The 24087-nt window shown below is 34.5% G+C and carries 21 protein-coding genes, 2 tRNA genes, 3 pseudogenes and 1 riboswitch; of the genes and pseudogenes, 24 read left to right on the forward strand and 2 right to left on the reverse strand.

Annotated elements, in window-relative coordinates; genetic code table 11:
* Positions 1 to 88: 88 nt before the first annotated feature.
* From RYL55_RS00005 to RYL55_RS00095, 19 genes and pseudogenes are all read left to right on the forward strand, one after another.
* Positions 89 to 238, forward strand: a pseudogene (locus RYL55_RS00005) (polyribonucleotide nucleotidyltransferase); the annotation flags it as partial.
* Positions 232 to 360: pseudogene (locus RYL55_RS00010) on the forward strand (hypothetical protein); the annotation flags it as partial. The pseudogenes RYL55_RS00005 and RYL55_RS00010, both read left to right, overlap by 7 nt.
* A 131-nt stretch (positions 361 to 491) precedes the next feature.
* Positions 492 to 608, forward strand: a riboswitch (FMN riboswitch).
* Positions 609 to 772: 164 nt separating this feature from the next.
* Positions 773 to 1390: an ECF transporter S component gene (locus RYL55_RS00015; protein WP_315006143.1), complete on the forward strand. Its 618-nt coding sequence runs from the start codon at positions 773 to 775 to the stop codon at positions 1388 to 1390.
* 180 nt (positions 1391 to 1570) lie between these two features.
* Positions 1571 to 1846, forward strand: coding sequence for a DUF2087 domain-containing protein (locus RYL55_RS00020; RefSeq protein WP_315006145.1), 276 nt, complete (start codon positions 1571 to 1573; stop codon positions 1844 to 1846).
* A 185-nt stretch (positions 1847 to 2031) separates the two neighbouring features.
* Complete coding sequence (locus tag RYL55_RS00025; protein ID WP_315006147.1) at positions 2032 to 3501, forward strand: SLC13 family permease; 1470 nt, start codon at positions 2032 to 2034, stop codon at positions 3499 to 3501.
* Positions 3502 to 3516: 15 nt separating this feature from the next.
* Positions 3517 to 3789, forward strand: a complete 273-nt coding sequence (locus RYL55_RS00030; protein WP_315006150.1) for a chorismate mutase — start codon at positions 3517 to 3519, stop codon at positions 3787 to 3789.
* Positions 3790 to 3928: 139 nt separating this feature from the next.
* Positions 3929 to 4012: transfer RNA gene (locus RYL55_RS00035), tRNA-Tyr, on the forward strand.
* A gap of 1 nt (position 4013) precedes the next feature.
* Positions 4014 to 4085: transfer RNA gene (locus RYL55_RS00040), tRNA-Gln, on the forward strand.
* Between the two features lie 132 nt (positions 4086 to 4217).
* On the forward strand, positions 4218 to 4655 hold the full coding sequence (locus RYL55_RS00045; protein WP_315006152.1) for a hypothetical protein: 438 nt from the start codon (positions 4218 to 4220) through the stop codon (positions 4653 to 4655).
* A gap of 170 nt (positions 4656 to 4825) precedes the next feature.
* Entirely contained in the window at positions 4826 to 5149 is a 324-nt protein-coding gene (locus tag RYL55_RS00050; protein WP_315006154.1) for a PTS lactose/cellobiose transporter subunit IIA, read from the forward strand.
* Positions 5150 to 5178: 29 nt separating this feature from the next.
* The gene (locus RYL55_RS00055) at positions 5179 to 5499 is read left to right on the forward strand and encodes a PTS sugar transporter subunit IIB (protein WP_315006156.1); all 321 of its coding nucleotides are present in this window, start codon (positions 5179 to 5181) and stop codon (positions 5497 to 5499) included.
* 11 nt (positions 5500 to 5510) lie between these two features.
* Positions 5511 to 6866 (forward strand): PTS transporter subunit EIIC, encoded by a 1356-nt coding sequence (locus RYL55_RS00060; RefSeq protein ID WP_315006158.1) that lies wholly within the window; start codon positions 5511 to 5513, stop codon positions 6864 to 6866.
* 109 nt (positions 6867 to 6975) lie between these two features.
* Entirely contained in the window at positions 6976 to 7479 is a 504-nt protein-coding gene (locus RYL55_RS00065; protein WP_315006159.1) for a GrdB-related putative oxidoreductase, read from the forward strand.
* 16 nt (positions 7480 to 7495) lie between these two features.
* A complete protein-coding gene (locus RYL55_RS00070; protein ID WP_315006161.1) occupies positions 7496 to 8476 on the forward strand; it encodes a hypothetical protein in 981 nt (326 codons plus the stop codon).
* 4 nt (positions 8477 to 8480) lie between these two features.
* Positions 8481 to 9572, forward strand: coding sequence for a M42 family metallopeptidase (locus tag RYL55_RS00075; RefSeq protein ID WP_315006162.1), 1092 nt, complete (start codon positions 8481 to 8483; stop codon positions 9570 to 9572).
* Between the two features lie 2 nt (positions 9573 to 9574).
* Positions 9575 to 10534 (forward strand): N(4)-(beta-N-acetylglucosaminyl)-L-asparaginase, encoded by a 960-nt coding sequence (locus tag RYL55_RS00080; RefSeq protein ID WP_315006164.1) that lies wholly within the window; start codon positions 9575 to 9577, stop codon positions 10532 to 10534.
* Positions 10535 to 11668 carry a Sapep family Mn(2+)-dependent dipeptidase gene (locus RYL55_RS00085; protein WP_315006166.1) on the forward strand — a complete coding sequence of 378 codons (1134 nt, stop codon included), beginning with the start codon at positions 10535 to 10537 and terminating at the stop codon, positions 11666 to 11668.
* Between the two features lie 14 nt (positions 11669 to 11682).
* A complete protein-coding gene (locus RYL55_RS00090; RefSeq protein ID WP_315006168.1) occupies positions 11683 to 12414 on the forward strand; it encodes a copper homeostasis protein CutC in 732 nt (243 codons plus the stop codon).
* A 13-nt stretch (positions 12415 to 12427) separates the two neighbouring features.
* Entirely contained in the window at positions 12428 to 13324 is an 897-nt protein-coding gene (locus RYL55_RS00095; protein ID WP_315006169.1) for a haloacid dehalogenase-like hydrolase, read from the forward strand.
* A gap of 70 nt (positions 13325 to 13394) precedes the next feature.
* Here RYL55_RS00095 and RYL55_RS00100 read toward each other — a convergent pair whose 3' ends face one another.
* Positions 13395 to 13808 carry a peptide deformylase gene (locus RYL55_RS00100; protein ID WP_315006170.1) on the reverse strand — a complete coding sequence of 138 codons (414 nt, stop codon included), beginning with the start codon at positions 13806 to 13808 and terminating at the stop codon, positions 13395 to 13397.
* Between the two features lie 652 nt (positions 13809 to 14460).
* Positions 14461 to 15099 (reverse strand): cyclic di-AMP binding protein CbpA, encoded by a 639-nt coding sequence (gene cbpA, locus RYL55_RS00105; protein ID WP_315006172.1) that lies wholly within the window; start codon positions 15097 to 15099, stop codon positions 14461 to 14463.
* Between the two features lie 218 nt (positions 15100 to 15317).
* Between cbpA and RYL55_RS00110 the strand changes: the two genes are divergently transcribed.
* The 5 genes and pseudogenes from RYL55_RS00110 (at position 15318) to RYL55_RS00135 (ending at position 23628) form a co-directional block, all read left to right on the forward strand.
* Positions 15318 to 16682 (forward strand): hemolysin family protein, encoded by a 1365-nt coding sequence (locus tag RYL55_RS00110; protein WP_315006174.1) that lies wholly within the window; start codon positions 15318 to 15320, stop codon positions 16680 to 16682.
* Positions 16683 to 17101: 419 nt separating this feature from the next.
* The gene (locus RYL55_RS00115) at positions 17102 to 17953 is read left to right on the forward strand and encodes a helix-turn-helix domain-containing protein (RefSeq protein WP_315006176.1); all 852 of its coding nucleotides are present in this window, start codon (positions 17102 to 17104) and stop codon (positions 17951 to 17953) included.
* 87 nt (positions 17954 to 18040) lie between these two features.
* Positions 18041 to 19630 (forward strand): ABC transporter ATP-binding protein, encoded by a 1590-nt coding sequence (locus tag RYL55_RS00120; protein ID WP_315006178.1) that lies wholly within the window; start codon positions 18041 to 18043, stop codon positions 19628 to 19630.
* A gap of 155 nt (positions 19631 to 19785) precedes the next feature.
* Positions 19786 to 21027, forward strand: a complete 1242-nt coding sequence (gene sstT, locus RYL55_RS00125; protein WP_315006180.1) for a serine/threonine transporter SstT — start codon at positions 19786 to 19788, stop codon at positions 21025 to 21027.
* 116 nt (positions 21028 to 21143) lie between these two features.
* Positions 21144 to 23628, forward strand: a pseudogene (locus RYL55_RS00135) (heavy metal translocating P-type ATPase).
* The last annotated feature ends 459 nt before the right edge of the window (positions 23629 to 24087 follow it).

The following is a 24087-nucleotide window of genomic DNA, read 5'->3' on the forward strand; positions in this document are numbered from 1 at the left end:
TTCCTATTTTTACTTTGCTTTTGACGTCCTTGGTATCTTGATCTTTGTAGGCAAGGCGTATAATTTCATCAATCCAAAGGGGATTAAAATGACAAAACAAGTGTTTCAAACGACTTTTGCGGGTCGTGAGTTAATTGTAGAGACTGGTCAGGTTGCTAAGCAAGCAAATGGCGCAGTTGTCGTGCGTTACGGTGAGTCAACTGTCTTGACTGCGGCCGTAATGTCTAAGAAGATGGCAAATTAGCTCAAAAAGAATGGATTGAGTTAAATCATAAATGGTATTACTTAAAATCAGGTGGTTACATGGCTAAAAATGAAGTTATTGACGGATATAAAGTCAATGCAGCTGGTGAATGGGTAAAATAATCACTTAAGTGTTAGGATGAATTTTTATGAATTTTCCTTTATTTAGAGAATTAGATGATTCAATCAGTATATTGAGCAGAACTATTGTCATGCAAAAAAAAGTATGGTACTCTTTGTATATAAAATAACATTTTCGGGGCAAGGTGTAATTCCTTACCGGCGGTATAGTCCGCGAGCCAAAAAGGCATGATCTGGTGTAATTCCAGAACCGATAGTGATAGTCTAGATGAGAGAAAATGGTTATATTTCACGTTCGAAGATACCAATTCATTTGATATATAAGAATGCAGCGATGAAATGTATACCATTTTGTTGCTGCATTTTTTTGTGCAGTTATACAAATAAAATGGAACAAAAGCGTGAAAAACCATCCGATCCTTCAACCCGGTTAAGGAGGAGATGTACGATGAGTACAAATGCAAAAACAGTGTCACGTTATGCGACAAAACCATTAATTTTAGTAGGACTATTCGGTGCGCTAAGCACAATTCTAATGTTATTAGAATTTAGTCTTCCATTTATTCCACCATTTGTTAAAATGGATTTTTCTGAATTGCCTGTTATTTTAGGAGGCTATTTATTAGGACCATTATATGGCGCGTATATTGCGATTGTAAAAATTGCCTTAAACTTTGTTTTAAATGGAACAACAACATTTGGAATTGGTGAAACAGTTAATTTAATTGGAAGTTTAAGTTTTATGTTGCCAGCGGTATTTTATTATAAACACAACCGTACATTTAAAGGGGCTATTACAAGTTTAGTAATCGGTACAGCTACTGCAACAGTAGTATTGTTAACAGCAAATTATTTTGTCATTTTCCCATTATATGCAACAGCGATGCATTTCCCAATTGATAAAATTGTTGCCCTTGCAGCTACTACAAACCCATTCGTAACAAATTTATGGACATTAATGCTATTTGCTTTATTACCATTTAATGTATTAAAATTTGGCTTAAGCAGTGTACTATCGTTAATGCTTTATAAAAAAGTTGAAAAAGTATTAAAATTAGAAAAATAATATATTTAATAAACCCACTACCAAGAACTTGTTAGAAATAACTGCCATTTCTAACAAGTTTTTTTGTGGATAAAATTGTCAGTGTAGTAGAGCGAAGAAGTTTCTTATAAAGATTTGCCTTTTTTCTGTATGTAGTATAAACTAACCAAAAAAATGAATAAGGATTAGAGGTGTTATCTGATGAAAGAGGAAAATATTTCTAGATTTATGAGGGATGGAAAAATTATTGTTCTTCCAAAAAAACAGAAAAATAAAATAGAGATTTTTGAATTTATTTATGCGCATTTAAAGAGTCATGCTGAGACTTATACTGAAAAAGAATTGAATGAAAAAATTAAGGAATTATATGATGATTTTGCTACAATGCGTCGTTATTTAGTGGACTATAAATTTGTCATTAGAGATAACTATGGAAAAAATTATCAACTGAATCCAGAGGTTGAATTAGAAAATTAAATACAAAAACAGGAAATGGTAGAGGAAAAGTCTCTATCGTTTTTTTGATGGTTTCGGGAAATTCAAAAATATTTAACGATATCGACTATAGTCGATAAAAGCGTCAAAATGTTAGCTTTACTAGTATTTTCGAGAAAAATACGGTAGGATGGATAGCGGAATAAATGAAAGTTGAGGAGTAGAATATGAAAAAAGAAACCCAAAGTTTGTTTCAAACGGGCGCAATCGTGCTAAGCATCTTTTTTATCGTTCTTGCGATGATTAATTCACATTTTGATTGGCAATTATTAGCGATACCTGGAAGTGCATTTGCTTTATTATCGATTTTTATGAGTTGCTTATTATTATGGTTATTTGTAGGAATCGATTGGCCAAGTATTTTATGTTTAGTCTTATTAGGACTCGGGTGGCTTCCAAAAGTAACGTATAGTCAAGTGTTTTCTCTTTCTTTTGGGAACAGTACATTTGTTTTCTTATTGTTTACCTTTATAGTGACGTATGCTTTAGAACAGACCCCTGCTTTGAAACGTTTAGTGGGTTGGTTTTTAAAAACGAATTTTGCTAAGAAAAGTCCGAGTCATTTTTTAGGAGCTTTTCTAGGCGCTGTGTTAGTCATTAGTTGTTTTATTTCACCGACGATTTTATTTATGATTGTCTTTCCAACTTATGAAGAGATGATGGAAGTATTTGGATTAGAAAAAGGCAGTCGACAAGCATCCTTTATTTTAATTACATTATTTTCGACTATTGCAATTGGAACAGCGATGACGCCGATTAATCATGTCTTTGCGATTACGGCAATGGGATTGTATCATACAGCAACTGGTGTAAGTATTTCGAATATCCAATATATGGGAATTGCGATGCCTGCAGGAATTTGTATTTTTATTGGAATGTTGGCAAGTTTACACCGCTTATGGAAATTAGATTTATCAAAAGTAACTTTCCAAAGTCTAGAATCCTTGGAAAATTTACCAGCAGTAACGAAAAAAGAAAAATGGATTGTTTCTATTTTTTCAATTGTGATTGCTTTATGGATTATTCCGGAATGGTTAGGAATTGTTTCACCTAGTGTGGCAGCTTTCTTAAAATCTGCGGGGATGGCATTCCCACCAATGATTGGAGCGGTATTATTAGCTTGTATCCGTGAAGATGGAAAACCGTTAATGCCGATTCAAGAAGCTTTAACACGTGGCGTTTACTGGCCAAGTTTATTATTAGTAGGGGCAACCTTGAGTTTAGGAACTTTATTAACAAAACCAGAATTAGGGGTATTACCATTAATTGAAAGTGGGTTAACTCCTTTATTCCATCAATGGAGTGCTATGGTGATTGTCATGGTCTTTGTCATTTGGGCGGGGCTTCAAACGAATTTTTCATCAAATTTAGTAACTGTTTCTGTTGTGACGACTGTGTTAACTACGATTGCTGCTAGTACGGATTTAGGAATTCATACAGCAGTTGTCGCTTGCTTAATTGGTTTTATGGCAAGTTTAGCTTATATGACTCCACCAGCAATGCCTTATGTAGCCATCTCCGTTGGTAGTGGTTGGACAAGTTCAAAAGATGCCTTTTTATATGGTGGATGGTTATTAGTGTTAAGTATTGTAAGTGCAGTAGCGATTGGGTATCCATTAGGAACTTTATGGATATAAGAAAGGGGAAAAATGATGTTAGAAGAACAACGTCAGAAAATTGATCAAATTGATCGCCAAATTGTTGCGTTATTTGAAGAACGAACAAATGTGGTAGAAGAAGTAGCGAAAATTAAGTTAGACAATGATATTCCGATTTTAGATAGTGGACGTGAGGAACAAGTGATTTTGAAAGTTCAATCGTATTTAAAAGAAGAGTCTTTAAAAGATGAATTGGCTGAACTTTATACTGAATTAATGCGTATTTCTCGTGAGCATCAAAAAAATTGGATTGAAAAACAAGGATAAAATTACGAAAACTCCAATTACTTCGAGGGAAGTGGTTGGAGTTTTCTTATATAAAAATAAATATTTTTTTGAAAAAAAGGTATTGCAAAAAGTTAAAGACTAGTGTACTATATATGAGTACGTTATTTTAATAACAGCTGGAGGGGTAGCGAAGTGGCTAAACGCGGCGGACTGTAAATCCGCTCCTTAGGGTTCGGCAGTTCGAATCTGCCCCCCTCCACCATTGGGGTATAGCCAAGCGGTAAGGCAACGGACTTTGACTCCGTCATTCGTTGGTTCGAATCCAGCTACCCCAGTAGGATAGACAGCTTCGGCTGTCTTTTTTATTTCCTAAATTTTTATTAAATTTTCTCAGATATTCTTGATAAAAAATAGATTGTCAGTAATGATAGTTCTAAAGACGAGAGTAGGAGAGAGGAGCTTTAACAATGAAAAAATACAGTACCTATTACTGGAAATTTGTAATGGGAATAATTGTAGTCACCAATCTAATTACTTTATTTATAATGAACCAAGGAAGTAAGAGCTTGGAAAAAGAGGGAGAAGTTATTCTATTTATGTTTATGGCTGCATTATTTATGATGCTGATTGAACAATGGAAATTAAAAACTTCGAAAGAGTTTCCTTTATTTATATTAGGAGAAATGATGTTTGCGATTATGTTAACACCTATTTTTTTAATGGCTTATCGCTATATGATAAAAGCGTTTAGTTTAGTATGGATGTTTCATTTACCAAATTCATTCAGTTCACTTCTCTGGCTCGTTGGAATGATACAATTTATTTTAGTATTTATTAGTCCTTTTGTAGCTATTATAAAAGCCATTCAATTTGTGGTAGCTCCCTATAAAAATGAAATGATTTAACCGATAATCTCAGAATGACACTAATTATGTTGTTCTGAGTTTTTTTATACTAAATAAAAAATTTATTTGTGAAAAAATGAGTAAAAATACTAGGATTTTTTATGAAAACGATTTATAATTAATGTATAAAGGGGCTTTTGCCAGTGTTTTTTAGAGGGGAGGTAAGATGCATGAATGAAGTAGAATTAGTTTGCTTTAAAATGATTACGGCTTTAGGGGCAGCACGTTCAGCTTTTATGGAAGCTATTGTTCAAGCTAAAAATGGTCATTTTGAAGAAGCAAGTTCGTTAATTGAAGAAGGTCAGCAACAACGATTAAAAGGTCACGAAATTCACTTTGAGTTATTACAAAAGGATAGTTCAGGGAATAGAGTGCCTTTTTCATTATTATTATTGCACGCAGAAGATCAACTAATGAATGCAGAATTACTACAAGTAACAAGTGAAGAAGTAGTAGCTTTATATCAGAGATTAGAAAAAATTGAAAAAGCATAAGAATGAAACAAAATAGTGGGGGAATATATATGAAACGTGTGTATTTATTTTGTAATGCAGGAATGTCAACAAGTCTAGTGGCTAGTAAAATGCAAGAAGTTGCAAATCATCATCAATTGCCAATAGAAGTAAAGGCATTTCCTGATGTTCAGTTAGATTCTGTTGTTCAGGAATTTCATCCGGATGTCATTTTGTTGGGTCCTCAAGTGAAATTCAAATTTAATGCTACTCGTGAAAAATACGAACCTATGGGTATTCCTGTAGAAGTGATTAATTTAGAAGATTATGGGAATGTCAATGGGGAACGTATTTTGAAACGCGCGATTCAACTGATTAAAAGTAAAAAATAGGGGGAGAAGTTATGTTTGATACATTAGAAAAAGTAATGGGAAGTTCCGCGGAGAAATTGGGCAATAATAAAGTTTTAATTGCGATTCGGGATGGTTTTTTAGTTTCGACTCCATTAATTATTGTTGCATCCATTTTTCTAGTAATCGCAAACTTTCCAATTCCAGGATATGTTGATTTCTTAGCACAATTTTTTGGTCAAGGTTGGCCAAATAAAATGGATGCTGTCATTGATTCAACATTTAGTGTTTTAGGGTTATTAGGAGCTTTTGGAATTGGGTATGCATATGCTCGTCAATTGGAAAATGATCCAGTCGCAGGAGGAGCGGTTGCTCTTGTATGTTTCCTTATTATTACGCCAAAATCACATCCAGATTTTGTGAATGCTGCTAATGGTAAGGTGTTTAATGGATTTGCGTTAGGTCATTTAGGGTCAGCAGGAATGTTTTTAGCCATGATAACAGCTATTATTTCTGTAAAAATTTTTGTGACGGTTAAAAACAAAGGTTGGGTTATTAAAATGCCTGATGGTGTTCCACCAGCTGTAACTCAATCATTTGCAGCATTAATTCCAAGTGCATTTGCAATGTTCTTCTTCTTTGTAGTGTATTTAGTATTCTCAGCAACAGATTATCAATACGCTCATAACTTTATTTATAAAATTTTACAAGCACCATTAATGGGATTCGGACAAAGCTTGATTTTTGAGCCAATTTATCAGTTCTTATCTACTTTATTCTGGTTCTTTGGTATTAATGGACCTGCTGTAACGAATACGGTATTTAATCCAATTCATTTAGCTTTAACAGCAGAAAACTTAGAAGCCTTTAAACAAGGAGCAACACTTCCTAATATCTTTACAGGTCCATTTGGAGATTTCTTTGGAAACTTTGGTGGTGGCGGTAGTACATTGTCACTTGTTTTCTTAATGGTATTCTTCGGAAAATCAGAACGTATGAAAAAATTAGGACGTTTAGCCATTGTTCCTGGTATTTTTGGGATTAATGAAATGATTATTTTTGGATTACCAGTTGTATTAAACCCATTAATTGTTATTCCATTTATTTTAACACCATTGGTAAATACAATTTTAGCGACTATTGCTACATTAATTGGCTTAATTCCATATACTACAGGAGCAGCACTTCCTTGGACAACTCCATTCTTCTTCTCTGGTTGGTTAGCCACAGGAAGTATCGTAGCAGGTTTATTCCAAATTGTATTAATTATTATCGGAATGTGTATTTACTATCCATTCTTTAGAGTGATTGATAAACAATATCTTCATGAAGAACATCAAGCTGCTCATTCATTAAGCGATGAATTAGATGAATTGTCATTAGATGATTTAAGTTTTGATGATTTATAAAATGTAAAAATAATAAACGAGTAGAAAAGTTGAACGTGCGGAGGTGGGAAGACAACAGAGAACGAAAAAATTCTGTTGTTTTCCCGCTTTTTTTGAAGGGAGAAAGCATATGCGAGTGATATTATTTTTGAATCAAATACAGGCAGGTTATGGTGGAAAAGAAAGAGCAGATACTCCTCTTGGGTTAGAAAAAGGAGGAATTGGCTCCTACTTAATGTATAAAGATTACTTTTTAAAAGAAAATTTACAAGTATTAGCGACTGTGTATTGCGGTCCAGATTATTTTGCGAATCATAAGGAAGAAGTGCTTCATAAAATTCATAATTTGATTTTGAAAACAAATGCAGAAGTGTTATTTGCGGGCCCATGCTTTAATGATGAAAGTTATACAGAAATGGCAGCAAATGTAGCTTCTTTTATTGAACATCAAACAGATTGTAAAACGTATGTAGCTTGTTCGAAAGAAAATGAAGAGATTATTCAACAATTCAAGGAATATACGACCATGATTGAAATGCCTAAAAAAGGTGCAGTTGGTTTGAATGAAGCGTTGAAAGACATTGCACTTATTATTGCGTATGATCAACAAGATTCAAATCGGATTTATCGTTAGAAAGGAAGCGAGTGAAGTGGAGTTAAGTACCTTATGTAGTCTACCTGGAGTTTCTGGAGACGAGTATGAAGTCCATCAATATTTGTCTAGGGAATATCAACAATTGAATTTAGACTTGAAAAAAGATAAATTAGGTTCAATTTTTGGAGAGAGACAAGTAGAGAATAGTCCTTTTAAAGTGATGATTAGTTCCAATATTGATGAATGTGGAGGAATGATTGACGATATTTATGAGAGTGGATTATTGTCTTTTGTGACCATTGGAGATATTTTGCCAAAAGATTTTCTTCATCAACGAGTTTGTCTGTTAACACGACATCATCAACGAGTTTATGGCTATGTCCTACAAAAACAAGAGAAATTTTGGATTCATATAGGAGCTAAATCGCAGCAAGAAGTGGAAGAGTTTGGAGTTCAAGTAGGAGATACTTTTGTATTAGAAATTCCAGTGATTGAAACGGAACAAATGATTTTAAGTAAAAATATATCTAATCGAGCGGGAGTTTATGCTGCCTATCAGTTGATGGAAACAATGTCCTCTCTACCTTATACACTTAGCATTGGAGGAATTGCTCAATCGATTGTGGGATATAGAGGAGCTATTACTGCTACAAATACAATATTACCTGATGTATCGATTGTATTAGATGTAGCACCAGTTAGAGATTATGCAGAAAAAACAGTTTATATTCGCTATTTTGATAAGACATTATTACCCAATGTTTCGTTAGTGAAAGAAATCAAAACAGTTGCTCAAAGTTTAGGATACGAAGTGAAGGCAAATGTTCAAGAAAAAGGGACGGATGGATCATTTATTCATAAATCTCTAGCAGGAACCCCAACGGTTGTTGTTGTGATTCCGTTAAAAGAAGAAGGAGAATTTATCCAATTATTGAATAAGGACGATTTGAAACCTGTCATTCATACGCTTCAAGTATTTTTAGAAAATTTAACTCTCCAAAAAGTTCAGCAACTTGCTTTCCAAGAAAGTTGGTGAAGCGATGTTAGAAAATCATCAAATAGAATTATTAAAGACATTGAGTAATCTTGTAGGTGTGTCAGGACATGAAGAGAAAATTTTACAATTTGTGTCAGAACAACTTCCTTTTTGTACGAAAGAACAAGATAAATTAGGCTCAGGATTATTTTCGTTAGGAGAGGGAGATCTTTCCATTATGTTTGCCACTCATATGGATGAAGTGGGATTTGTTGTTTCTTCGATTAATGAGAGAGGATATGTATCGATTCAACCTGTCGGAAATATGTGGGCGCATACGTTATTACAACAATTAGTGACCATTACAACGAGTGATGGTCGACAATGGACGGGAATTATTGGGGGACCTCAAACGCATGCGATTTCTCCGGAAGCTCGTAAAAAAGTTGTTGCAATGGAAGAGTTATTTGTCGATTTGGGTGTGGATAGTCGGGAGTCTATTCAAGAAATGGGCATTGAAGTAGGAGATGTCGTAAGTTTAGTGAGTTCTTGCCAAACGATTGGTTTGAATCAGGAATATATGATTGGGAAAGCTCTCGATAATCGAGTGAGTGTTTCGTTAGGAATTTGGCTCATGCAAGCTTTAGAGCATCAAAATCTATCTAAAAGAGTGACATTAGCAACAACGATTCAAGAAGAAGTTGGATTAAGAGGTGCACGTACGACAGCTTTCCAAGAAAAACCTTTAGTGGCTTTTGCGGTTGATACAACATTAGCAGGAGATACTCCAGCTAATCAAAATCATACGAAACTAGGAAAAGGTGTCTCGCTTACTGCCATTGATAATATGACAGTGACGAATCGTGGTTTGCTTATTTACTTGGAAAATCTTTGTAAGAAACATCAAATTCCTTATCAAATTGGTTGTTTTACAAAGGGTGGAACAGATGCGGGAAATATTTATAAGTCTGAATCGGGAATTTTAGCGACAACTTTATCAATTCCAATTCGTTATATGCATACGCATCAAAGTATTTTGCATTTAGGAGATGTTGAAGCAACGCTTAGATTAATGTGTGCGATTTGCGAAGATTTAACGATGGAAAAATACCATCAAATATTAGAATACAATTATCAATACGGAATGGAGGAGTGACTATGTGGGGAATGATTGCCACTTGGAGAATGGCGCTAGAAGGAGTTCAAGAGGCTGTGCAGTCATTAGAACAACAGGCATCTTCTGGAGATGCGATTGAAGTAGCGATTAAAGCAGTTGAAGATTTTCCCTATTATAAATCAGTCGGTTATGGGGGGCTTCCTAATGAAGTGATGGAAGTGGAATTAGATGCAGCCTATATGGATGGAACAACTCTTGATTTTGGGGCGGTATGTGCCATTCAAGATGTGGCAAATCCCATTTCAGTGGCTCGTCAATTGAGCTTACAATCGGTGAATAATGTATTAGTTGGAATCGGTGCTCAAGCTTATGCACAAAAGCAGGGCTTCGAACGGAAAAATATGTTAACCGATCGCGCGAAAATTCATTATTATAATCGTGTCAAAGATATACAAACAGAATCTTTAGCACCTTATGCAGGTCATGATACTGTTGGTATGGTTAGCCTAGATACAACTGGAAAAATGGTCGCAGGAACTTCTACAAGTGGACTATTTATGAAAAAAAGAGGACGAGTAGGAGATTCTCCATTTATTGGTTCTGGCTTATATGTCGATAGCACAGTTGGTGGGGCAACTGCTACAGGTTTAGGAGAAGATTTGATGAAGGGAATTATTTCCTACGAAATTGTTCGATTAATGGAACAAGGAATGCATCCTCAACAAGCGTGTGAAACAGCAGTGAAGAATTTATCTGAAAAATTAATTCAACGAAGAGGAAGTGCTGGGGATTTGTCAGTTGTAGCGATGAATCACAAAGGAGAATGGGGAGCAGCGACCAATATTGCCAATTTCTCTTTTGTAGTCGCAACTGAAAAAGAGCCCTTAACAGTTTACCGAGTACATCCACAAGAAGATGGCACAATGCTTCATGAAACAGCGACTCAAGAATGGTTGGATGACTATTTAAGAGAACGAATGAAGCCACTTGAGGTGAAATAAATGAGAATAAGAGAGGATTTAGTCAAAGCGTTGGAAGACATTCAACCTGAATTGCACAAAGCTATCGAACGATTAGTCGCTATTGAAAGTGTTCGGGGAGAAGCTTTGCCAGAAGCTCCTTATGGAGAAGGTCCCAAACAAGCTTTATTGGAAGTATTAGCACTTGCTGAAGAATTAGGCTTTGAAACGAAAAATTTAGACAATAAAATTGGCTATGCACAATATGGAGATACTCGAGCAGATGGGGAATATTATGGCATTTTTGGACATGTCGATGTCATGCCATTAGGAACAGGATGGGAAAGTCCAGCGTTAAAAGCAACGAAGCGAGATGGAAAATTATTTGGACGTGGCGTGTTGGATAATAAAGGACCGATTTTGTCGAATTTATTTGCCTTATATGTATTGAAGGAAAAGGGAATTCAATTTGAGCGTCCGATTCGAATTGTATTTGGAACAAATGAGGAAACGGGATTTGGCTGTGTAAAACATTATTTAACAAAAGAACAGCCCCCTACTTTTGGATGGACTCCAGACTGTAAATGGCCAGTTGTTTATGGAGAAAGAGGACGATTGAAAGTTCGATTGAGTACTTCTTTAGAACAGATTTCAGAATTATATCATTTTACTAATCAGTACTTACTTCATACAACTCATCAAGGAGTGGAATTAGGAATTAACTATTCCGATGAAGATTTTGGGATGATGCAATTAAGAGGATATACAGTTGGAATAGAGGAAGAACGACATTTTGTGGAGTGGACGATGAGTTACCCAGCCTCTGTGACAAAAGAACAATTATTATTGGATATTCGAAAACATATTCCAGAAGGAAGCAGGTTAGAAGAAATTAGTTCATGGAAGCCAGTTTTGTACGATAAAGATTCGATTTATGTGCAAACTTTACAAAGAGTTTATCAAGAAGTCGTCGATGGCAATGCAACGCCTGTTACAACAACGGGTGGAACTTATGCGAAAATTATTCCAAATATTATTGCTTATGGTCCAAGTTTTCCAGGGCAAAGAGATATTGCTCATCTTCCAAATGAGTGGATAGGAATTGAAGATTTAAAAGTGAATACTATTATTTATGGATTAGCATTATATGAATTAAGTTTCATACAACATCATTAGAAGGAGAGAGAAGAATGACTATTTTAGAAATTTGTGCAGGAGGCATTGAGGACTGTATCAATGCTCAAACTGCAGGAGCCAATCGTATTGAATTAAATAGTGCATTACATTTAGGAGGATTAAGCCCATCATTAGCTGTTTTAACTCAAGCTGTTAAAAAAATCGATATTCCTATTATTTGTATGGTTCGACCAAGGGGAGCCGGTTTTTGTTATAACGAATTGGAAAAAGAAGTGATGTTTGAAGATGCGAAAATTTTCTTAGAAGCAGGCGCAAAAGGTTTAGCTTTTGGTTTCTTAACTCCAGAAGGGAACATGGATTGGGATGCGACAAAGAAAATGATTGAGCTATGTAAAGAATACGGTGCTGATAGTGTGGTTCACCGTGCCTTTGATTGTGTAAAAAATCCGGAAGAAACACTAGAAACATTAATTGAATTAGGATGCACTCGTATTTTAACAAGTGGGCAAGGAAAAAGTATTATGTCTGGCTTGGAGAATTTAGCGAAATGGCAAAAACAATATGGAAAACAAATCGAATTTTTAGGGGGATGTGGCGTTTCTCTTGCCAATCTAACAGAAATTCTAGAAAAAACAGGATTAGAACAACTTCATGGAAGTTTTAAATCTTGGGCAGTGGATCCAACGACAACGAATGGAGAAGTTTCTTATCGCTATTCTGATAGCGGAGACTATGATTTGTGTCATTTAGAAAGTATGAAAGAAGCAGTTACTATTTTAAAATAAAGGGGACTTTATAATGGGAAAACGAATTTTAAACTGTGTGGCAAGTGATTTTAGAAAATTTTCTGCAGAAGAATTAAAACTAGCCATTCAGGCAGGTGAGGGTAGAACGGTATGTTGTGAAATGGCGATTCGTCATCGTCCAATTATTCCGGAGTTAACACATGCGGAAATTGCCAGTGCATTTGGGGGCGACTTAATGCTTTTAAATGGATTTGATTGTTTAAATCCAAAATTATACGGAGTAGAAGGTAGCGCAAATCCAATTGCACGATTAAAAGAATTATGCGGACGTCCTGTTGGTGCTAACTTAGAACCTGTCGATTTAGAAGCAGAAATGTTGGAAACTCGACTAGTTATTCCAGCAGGAAGAATTTGCTCGAAAGAAACATTGAAATCCGCAGAAGCTTTAGGATTAGATTTTATTTGTTTAACCGGAAATCCTGGTACAGGAGTGACGAATCAAGCGATTGCCCAAGCAATTCAAAAAGCGAAAAAATATTTTACAGGAGTCATTATTGCAGGGAAAATGCATGGAGCAGGCTCAAAAGAACCCGTAATGAATCGAGAAATTGCAAAGGAACTGATTGAAGCAGGAGCGGATATTTTATTGGTTCCAGCAGTAGGAACAGTTCCTGGATTTACAGAAGAAGCATTGATTGATATTGTCCAATTTGCTCATGAACATGAAACACTTGTGTTATCTGCCATAGGAACTAGTCAAGAAGGCTCTTCTAAGGAAGTCATTGAACAAATTGCCATTCGCAATAAAATTTGTGGAGTCGATATTCAACATATTGGAGATGCAGGTTATGGTGGTTTAGCCGATGTAAATAACATCTTTGCTTTGTCCGTTGCGATTCGAGGGATGAGACATACCGTTGCAAGAATGGCAAGTTCGGTAGTACGTTAAGAAAAAGAGAGAATAGTAAATGAGCATTTCCAATTTTGGAGATGCTCATTTTATATTTGAATTCGAATGATTAAATTAAAATTCCTTGTAAATGATCTATCTCATGTTGAATGACTTGAGCTGTAAACTCTGTAAATGTCCCTGTGTGAGTTTTCCCCATAGCATCTTGATAGCGAACTTCGATTTTCTGATAGCGAGTAGTGCTTTTCATTCCTGTATGAGAGAGACAACCTTCTTCTGTTTGGTACGGTTGGGATTTTTTAGTGATGACTGGATTGACCATTACGATATCAAATGGACCAGCGGCAACGATAATAATGGCTTTTTGACTTCCAATCATATTCGCCGCTAAGCCGACACAACGGTCACGGTTGGCACGTAAAGTATCTTGTAAGTCGATAATGACTTGTTTATCCGTAATAGGATTAGCAGGGATTGCTTTTTGTGATAAGAAAAATGGGTCTTTAACAATTTCTTTTTTCATAAGTTCTCCTTTTTAATAGGCTATTTCTTTTTAAATCAACATACCGATTGTAATGAAACATTGAAATTTATGTTATTATATAGTAAATAAAAACAACAATCAACGCATGATTTCTTTAATGATTAGAGGGAAAAGTGATGACATATATACAAGTAAAAATAGCTGTAGCAATGGACACAAGTAGTGAGCAAAATAAAGCAGAAAAAAATTACGCTTTGGTAGCTAAGGACGCCAGCAGCTTCGCTTTGCGAATCTCATGGCTAAAAAACGAGCCTCGGTCTCGTTTTTTCCTGTAATATAAACCGAGAAGGCTTATATTACTCAAGCTACAAAGCTACATCTTTTTCTGCTTTATTTAAAGACTTACGTTGAATTACTTTTCTTGCGGTTACGATGAATTCTACGGAAAGCATAATTATCCCAACATTCTTTATTTTGCAGGAAGAAAGAAAAAGGCACACAAAAAAATAAAAACAGAAAAAGTTGGAGCGCTGTAGCTTTGGTACTATAAGCCACAAGGGCTTATAGTACGGGAAAAATTGAGACCTTAGGCTCAATTTTTAGCTAAGAGACTCGCAAAGCGAGGCTACTAGCGTCCCTAGCTACTAAAGCGTAAACTTTTTCTGTTTTTATTTTTGTTTAGTATTCGTATTTAATAGTCGTTCAAATCTTCCACTTCAGCAATTGAGAAGTCTTTTTTTTCTAGCGCTGAAATAATTTGATTCAATGTTTCGTTTGAAACTCCTGCTGGAAGAGTAATTAATAGACGACGAAGTGTACGATCTTTTTCCGTATCTAATGTCATCACATTGGCAATAGAAGCATATTGATTAATAATTTTAGAAATTTGAGCTAATGATCCCTTTTCCCCACCAGAAATAATCGTTAAAACATAAGAACCATTATTCACACTCCAAGATTCTTGAAGCATATTTAATAAACTACTATGCGTTAAAATACCATAAAAACGCTGAGAATCATCTAACACAGCAATATAAGGTAATTCCTTAATCGTAAAGAACACTTTGAAGAACGAACTCGTAATATTGATAAATTTCGTAGTGTTTTTAATTAAATGAGTAACCGGTAAGCTCATATCGCCCCCATTTGCTTTATGACGATAGATGTGCATTTTATAAATATTTCCACGGAAGAAAGTTTCTGTTTCATCTAAAACTGGAACGCAACGATATCCAGAGTTTTCTAAAATAACAATGGCTTCTTCAAGAGTACAAGATTCTTTAACAACCGTTAAACTTTTTTTAGGAATAACAAGTGATTTTAATAGCATAGACATGCCCCTTTCTTGAAATCAATTTTCGTGTTTTGTAAAATATAGACACGTTTTCATTATTGATAATACCACTTTTTGATTAAAAAGTAACGAGAAATTTATTAAAATAGGTGTCGAAAATCTCTATATAATGGACATATCTTGCATTTTCATACAAAAGTGAGTATGATATTTGTATATTTTTAAAAAATTAACAAAGTAAAGGGGATAACTGAATGATGACAGCAGATTCTGATGGGAGTTCGCTGGGAATCCAGATTTTAATTATTGTACTATTAACTGCCGTAAATGCATTTTTTGCAGCAGCGGAGATTGCCTTTGTATCGGTCAATCAAGGAAAGATGAGTCAAAAAGCGAGTGAAGGAGATAAGAAGGCGCAGCGAGTGATGCGTTTATTAGAAAATTCGGATGAATTTTTAGCAACCATTCAAGTAGCAATTACGTTAGCAGGATTTTTCTCAAGTGCGTTTGCAGCAACTAGTTTTACTTCACGTATTCAACCATTATTGGAGAATGTACCGGGTGCAGAAACCTTAGCAATTTTGATTGTGACTGTAATCTTATCTTATTTAACATTAGTGTTTGGGGAATTATATCCAAAACAAGTTGCCTTACAATTGGCGGAACCGATTGCCTTACATACGGCAGGGATTATTTTATTTGTCAAAAAAGTTTCCAAACCATTTGTATGGATTTTAACCGTTTCAACAGGTTTATTAAAACGAATGACGCCGATTGAATTTAATAATGAACAAGAAAAATTAACGCGTAGTGAAATGAATTTTCTTTTAACAAATAGTCGTAATGATGGAGCGATTGATAAAGAAGAATTTACAATGCTTCAAGGAGTTTTATCTCTTGATTCAAAACTAGCTAGAGAAGTGATGGTACCAAGAACGGACACATTAATGCTTGATGTGGAAGATGATTTAGCAGAAAATATCGAAATCATTTTAAGTAGTTCTTATTCACGTTTCCCAATTTATGAAGAAGATAAAGATAATGTCATTGGAGTTTTACACTCTAAAGATGTTTTAAGAGCGGCAAAAGAACAAGGCTTCGATCAAATCCAATTAATGGATTTAGCGCATCAACCGTTATTTGTTCCTTCAACGATTTTCGTAGATGATTTATTAGTCGAATTTAGAAAAACACGTCAACATATGGCGATTTTAAAAGATGAATACGGTGGAGTTGAAGGTGTCGTGACATTGGAAGACTTAATCGAAGAAATTGTCGGTGAAATTGAAGATGAGTATGATGTGGAAGAAATGAGTTACCGTGAAATTGATGAGAAGAATTTCTTAATTGATGCGGGAATGACATTAGAAAAATTCAATCAAACATTCCAAACAACGATTGATTCAGATGAAGTAGACACAATGGCGGGAATTATTTTAGAAGATTTAGGATACTTCCCAGAAGATGATGAAGTTGTGGAAGTTCGTCAAGAAAATGTCTTATTAAAACCAACATTAGTAGAAAATGGAAGAATTCGTCGTATTCATGTTCACTTACTAACTCCAGAAGAAGTAGAAGCGTACGAACAAGAAGAAAACGAAGAAGAAATAGAAGAATGATATATCGTAACTATCGGGTCAAAGGGCTCGGTAGTTTTTTGTGTTTATAGAGGTTAATCTCGCCAGTTTTGATTTTTCTACGCCAAAACGCTAAAAATGGCGTAGAAAAAAGAACAATTGAACAAGCTCTAAAAGAATTACAGCTTGCTGAAAAGATACAACAAGTAGGAAATGGTCGTTCTACAAAATATATAAAAATCTAGATTTAAACTAAAAGAAACTATCGGGTCAACGGGCTCGATAGTTTTTATTTTAGAGATTGGATAATTTCTGATAAGTTTGGGCGTGGTTTTGGATTTTTTGATAAATTTTCAATGATTTTTTCTGACATAATCTTTACTCCTTTTTCAATAAGAGTATAATAAAAATAAAAATTTGGGTGAAAAGTAATCTTATAGGATGACTTGGAGGAAGAAGTTATGGGACATGGAGAATTTATTAAAAAAATTAGGCAAGAAAAACATTTAACACAAAAAGAGTTGGCTGAAGGTATATTAAGTAAAAACTTTTTATCGAAATTTGAAAGAGGAGAAAGTAAAATAACGAGTGAAATTTTTATGAATTTGTTAGAACGATTAAATGTTTCCTTAGAGGAATTCGAACAATTAGTGACTTCAAAATATTCTCAAAAGGAATTCCTACAAAAATTAGACACTTTTAAAAGTCAAAAAGACGTTTATTTATTAGAAAATTTAAAGGTAGAAGAGAAACAATTATTTCAAAGTGATAGAAATAGACGACATCTTCATAATCAAATTTTGGTGGAAGCTCATATACAGTATTTACAAGGTAAAAATCTTGATGTGAAACAAAAAAGAGTGATTCAATCCTATTTGTTTGAAGTAGAAGAGTGGGGAGATTATGAATGGGAGTTATTTGGGAATATTGTTTTTTGTTTATCCACTAAAGAAACACATTTATATATAGATTCTATCTTTAGAAAAGCTCGTTTAGGAAAACAGGATACGATGCATAAACGAATGTTATGTCGTATTTTGTTAAATATTTTTTTAGAAGATATTGAATCCAATGCATCTGAAGCTAGCCAAGTAGAAGAGTATTTAAAAGAGTTATTAGAAGATGAAGAATTTTATTATGAGAAAATTCGTTTTTACTATTTGCAAGGGATTCTTCATATTTATCAAGGTTATGTAGAAAAAGGGGAACAAGAGTGTTTGAAGATGATTGATATTTTTAAAAATTTAAAGGAAGTGAAAAAGGCTTCTCAATATCAGGAATATTTAGATTATGTTTTACATGAAATAGAATAAATCCAACTATAGGATGATTTTTTTCAAAGTATTTATGGGGAAAGTATACTGTAAGTAAACATTGGTTTTTTTAAAGGGGAGTATGACATGATTCGAAAGTTAACATTACAGATAATAACTATATTCATTATTTTTTGTAGCTTGGAAGGGTTAGAGTTATGGACAAGCTTTATTCATGCAGATTTATTAAATTTTTTAGTGGATTTAGATTTTCATCAATTCGGAATGGGAGCCTTATTACTAGTAGCGGTATATGCTGTTTTTCTAGTAGTAACGTATATGGATCTTCGTTATTGCTCCTTTGTGAAGCAAAAAATTGCAACGCTTTGGAGAGATGAAGTGAGTGAAGCTATTTCCAATACGTCTTATGCGCATTTTCATCAAAAGAAGAATCATGATTATATTGCTTGGTTTACAAGTGACATGGATCAAATTCAAGAAATGGCAGTCAATCCAAGTTTTTCTTTGCTACGGGGAATTTTAGGAATTGTATTTTCAACAATTGGGTTATGGAGTATTCATTGGAGTTTAGTCGTTGTTGTGATTGTTGAAATTGGTATTTTACTCCTGTTGCCAAAAGTTTATGCTAAAGAACTATCTAAGAAGACCGTGCATAAAACAAAAGAAAATGAGCGATTTAACCAAATCATTTCTGATGTATTATTAGCGTACGATACGATTTTTGTGTTTCAACAATGGAAATATTTTAAAGAAAAAATTCATCAAGCTTCTGAACAATTAGGCTTTACTCGAAGAAATTATAGTAAATCTTTTGCGAAAGTAGCAGTTCTAGGTGGCTTTGGCAATGTTCTTAGTCAAATTTCCATCTTTTTATTTACGGGATATTTAGTGACAAAAGGGATGGTCACTGTAGGAGCTATTTTGGCAACGACAAGTTTAGCAGGAACCATTTTTAATGCCGTTGGAAATATGAGCCAAGAATTAGCAATGGTCACTAGTGCCAAACCATTGTTTGAAAAAATTCATACATTAACGCCTTCAGCACGGGCAGAGGAGAATGCAGTAGAAACACTTGATGATGCAGAAGTATTATACAAGATAGAAAATCTTCAGTTTGCTTATGGGGATGCTATTGTGTTGAAACCTTTTAGTAAAACATTATTCAAAAATTATAAATATGTCATTATGGGAGAAAGTGGAACAGGGAAATCCACTCTGCTCAATATTTTAGGTGGAAAAATCGAAGGATATCAGGGAAATGTAACTTTATATCAAAAAGAACTAAATACGATTCCCTATTCAAAATTGTACGATTCCGTTACTTATGTCGAACAAAATCCTCATATTTTCCAAGGAAGTATTCGTGAGAATATTGTGTTCCAAGAAGAAATATCGGATGAGAAAATTTGGGATGTATTAGATAAGGTATTGTTGAAATCCATCGTGGAACAACTACCGCAAGGTTTAGATACAATGATTGGAGATACTTCCTCAACATTGTCAGGAGGACAATTACAACGCATTTCTCTAGCAAGAGCGTTAGTTCGAAATCCGCAAGTGTTATTATTAGATGAAGTGACAGCGAATTTAGATGTTCAAACGGGAACAGAAATGATGCAATCTTTATTACAAGAGGAAAATCTAACCATTCTTTGGGTCACTCATCATCTTCCTGAAGGATTGAAATCTTTATTAGATGAAGAAATCATTTTGTAAATAGAGGGATGGTGGAGTTTTCTTCCTCTCATAAGCAGTGAAAAAGAAGTGTTTTTGAAACGAGTACAAATGTATCTGTTTCGTGGATTTTTATTGACAGAATAGGACTTGTTTGTGTATGATTGTCGCTATAATAAGAGAATAGGGGCAAAGAGATGAAACAAGTATTAAATTTTTGGAATCAATTAAGTTTGATTAATAGAATCGTCATCGGTATGATTATCGGTATTTTATTAGGAATTTTTGTTCCTCAAGCAGTAGCAATCGGAACAATCGGAACAGTATTTGTAAGTGCGTTAAAAGCAATCGCACCATTATTAGTATTCTTTATTGTATTAAGTGCATTAGCACAACATAAAGAAGGACATGAAACAAATATGAAATCAATTGTGATTTTATATTTATTTGGGACTTTTGCTGCAGCATTAGTGGGGGTTATTGCTAGTTTTGTATTTCCAATTACATTAACATTAACGGACACTGTATCAGAAATTGCAGCACCAGAAGGAATTGCTTCTGTATTACAAACCTTAATTTTAAAATTAGTAGATAATCCGGTAAATGCTTTAATGAGCGGGAACTATATTGGTATTTTATCATGGGCAGTTGTATTTGGTTTTGCATTCCGTAAAGCAGATGAAGCAACAAAATCATTTTTACAACAAATTGCAGATGCAACAAGTCATGTTGTTAAACTAGTGATTAGCTTTGCACCGTTTGGGATTATGGGCTTAGTTTATACAACTGTTTCAGAAAATGGAGTAGGGGTATTTGCAACTTATGGTAGTTTAATTATGGTATTACTTGGAAGTATGTTCTTTGTAGCATTAGTCATTAATCCAATTATTGTATTTGTAATGATTAAGGAAAATCCATTCCCATTAGTATTCCGTTGCTTAAAAGATAGTGGAATTACAGCATTCTTCACTCGTAGTTCAGCAGCAAATATTCCAGTAAATATGGAATTATGTAGAGATTTAGGATTAGATGAAGATAGCTACTCAGTATCGATTCCTTTAGGGGCAACCATTAATATGGCGGGTGCAGCAATTACAATTACAGTATTATCATTAGCAGCCGTTAATACATTAGGAATTCAAGTAGACTTCTTAACAGCGTTAGTGCTAAGTGTATTATCAACAGTAGCAGCATGTGGTGCTTCTGGGGTAACAGGTGGATCATTATTATTAATTCCTGTTGCATGTAGTTTATTCGGAATTTCAAATGATATTGCGATGCAAGTTGTTGGGGTTGGATTTATTATTGGGGTATTACAAGATTCTTGTGAAACTGCCTTAAATTCATCAACAGATGTTTTATTCACAGCAGCGGCAGAATTCCGTCAATGGAAAAAAGAAGGTCGAGTAATTAATGTTCGCCCTGAATTAGCAGAATAACATTTCTAGGGAAGACTTTTTAGTCTTCCTTTTTTTTGTGTTGACTTTTTTAAAATAAGAGGTATAATAAATTTATGAAGTTTACAAATGTAAATTTAAGAAAGGCGGTTTTTAAAATGATAAAAGAATTTAAAGTAGAAGGATTAAAATGTTCAGGTTGTGCGAAAGCTGTTGCAAATGCGGTAAGTGCTGTTTCAGGTGTTGAAAAAGCAAGTGTTGATTTCGAAGCTAAAAAGCTGACTGTAGAATTTCAACAAGATAAAGTAGAAGAACAAAAAATTATAGAAGCTGTATCCAAAGCAGGATATCAAGCTGAATTAGCATAATAGTAAGGAGGAGTTGTTAGTAATGAAGAAAGAAGAATTTGCATTAGAAGGATTACAATGTGCGGGTTGTGTCAGTACGGTTGAAAAAGTTGTCCGAGATCTTCCAGGCGTAAAAGAAGCCAATGTGAATTTAGCGACTGAAAAAATGATGGTGCAATTTAATCCAAAGGAAGCAGATGTACAAAAAATTATGGAAACTGTTTCTCTAGCTGGATATCAGGCTATATTGATAAATGATGAAGAAGATGTGTTAGAAAAAACAGCGATGAAAAAAGAAAAACAATTACAATCACTTAAAGTAAGAGCATGGATATCAGGTGTGTTTGCCATTGTATTACTTTATATTGCGATGGGTGAAATGATTGGACTTCCTCTTCCACAAATCTTACAGCCGATGGAACATCCAATTGTATTTTCTGTAACGCAATTGATTTTAGTAACTCCTATTTTATGGGTGGGTCGTAGTTATTTTGTGAATGGATTTAAGGCATTGATTAGAAAACATCCGAATATGGATTCATTAGTTGCATTGGGAACAAGTGCTGCGATTTTATATAGTGTATGGAGTACGATTCGTATTTTTGCAGGAGAGTATCATTATGTAATGCATCTCTATGTAGAATCAGCAGCAGTCATTTTAGCTTTTATTACCTTAGGAAAATATTTTGAAACTTTAACAAAAGGAAGAACTTCTCAAGCGATTCAATCATTAGTCGCTTTATCTCCAAAAGTAGCGACAGTCATTCGTGATGGAAAAGAAGTAGAAGTTCCAGTAGAGGAATTACAAATTGGAGAAGTAGTCTTCGTACGACCAGGTGAAAAAATTCCTGTGGATGGGGTTATTCTTTCTGGAGAAAGCTTTGTTGATGAATCCATGATTACCGGCGAAAGTGTACCAGTCTTCAAAAAAGAAGGAAGCAAAGTAGTTGGAGCTACGCTGAATACAACCGGTTCATTCCAAGTTGAAGTAACCCAAGTTGGGAAAGATACAACATTATCTCAAATTATTCGTTTAGTAGAAGAAGCGCAAGGATCTAAAGCACCAATCGCTGCTATTGCAGACCGTGTAGCCGGAATTTTTGTTCCAATCGTGATGGGATTATCTCTCTTAGCAGGTCTATATTGGGGATTGATTGGTGGAGAATCTTTTGAATTTGTCGTAACCGTGATGATTTCTGTATTAGTCATTGCTTGTCCATGTGCATTAGGATTAGCAACTCCAACTGCCATTATGGTAGGAACAGGTTTCGGTGCTAAAAGAGGAATTTTAATTAAAAGTAGTGCCGCTTTAGAAGAAGCTGGACATGTAGGAGTTGTATTACTAGATAAAACAGGAACGATTACAAATGGTAAACCTAAAGTGGTTGATATTCAAGTATTTAATGATTATTCAACAGAAGAAGTTCTAAAAATAGCAGCATCAATCGAAAAACATTCGGAACATCCATTAGGAAAAGCCATCGTGGAAGAAGCTGAAAAACAAGAATTTGACGTTTTACCAATTGAACAATTCCAATCTATTTCTGGTATGGGAATTCAAGGGATCGTAGATGGAAAAGAAGTGCTATTAGGAAATCATTTATTATTACAAAATCAAGGGATTGCGGTAGATGAATTTAATGCTGTGATTGATGGAGTCGCTTCTAAAGGGCAAACAGCAATGTTTGTAGCCATTCAAAAACAAGTAGCCGGAATTATTGTAGTTGCGGATACGATTAAAGCAACTAGTAAAGAAGCCATCCAACAAATGAAAGCCTTAGGACTTCAAGTTCGAATGGTAACAGGAGATCATGAAAAAACAGCCAAAGCGATTGCGAATGAAGTTGGAATTGAGACGGTATATAGCCAAGTATTACCAAATGAAAAAGCAAGTGTTGTCCAACAATTATTAGACGAAGGCTATCAAGTAGCTATGGTTGGAGATGGCATTAATGATGCGCCTGCACTTGCCAAAGCAACAGTCGGAATTGCGATTGGATCTGGAGTAGATGTTGCGATTGAAACTGCCGATATGGTCATGATGCAAGATGATTTAAGATTAGTAGCTAAAACCATTCAATTAAGTAAAATGACAATGATGACGATTAAAGAAAACTTATTCTGGGCATTCATATATAACGTGATTGGAATTCCAGTAGCGATGGGAGTTTTACACTTCTTTGGAGGCCCATTATTAAGTCCAATGATAGCAGGAGCTGCGATGAGTTTCAGTTCAGTATCAGTTGTGCTCAACGCATTACGATTGAATCATAAATTATCAAAATTGGAAAAATAAAAAAGATGAAGCTACCTTAAAAAGTACAACTTTTTAAGGTAGCTTCAATTATTCATTTTTAAGATTTATGTTTGATTTTTTTGTATACGAATTTAAGAAAAGCATACAGTAATGCTAGATAAAAACAAATAGTCGATAGATGAACAAATAATAAGAAAAAGTCAGGTAAGAAGTAATATATAAGTAGTACTGTTCCTACGCCGAAAATAGTACCGTAAAACAAATAATTACCAACTAAAAACTTACTCATTTTGACTTACCTCCACTCACATTAGGCGTCTAGTTTTCCTTATCTTATCCATATTCTAAAATATTATTTCAGGAAAAAACAGACTTATATTTCAGAAAAAATTGATGTATAATTAAATTTTGTAAGGGGTTTATAAAAGATGTATATCCTAACAAAATTCGGAGTTTGATATTTTACAGAAGCCTTATTTTTGGTTGAATTTTGAAGTA

The organism is uncultured Granulicatella sp. (genome assembly GCF_963515615.1).
Classification (GTDB): domain Bacteria; phylum Bacillota; class Bacilli; order Lactobacillales; family Aerococcaceae; genus Granulicatella.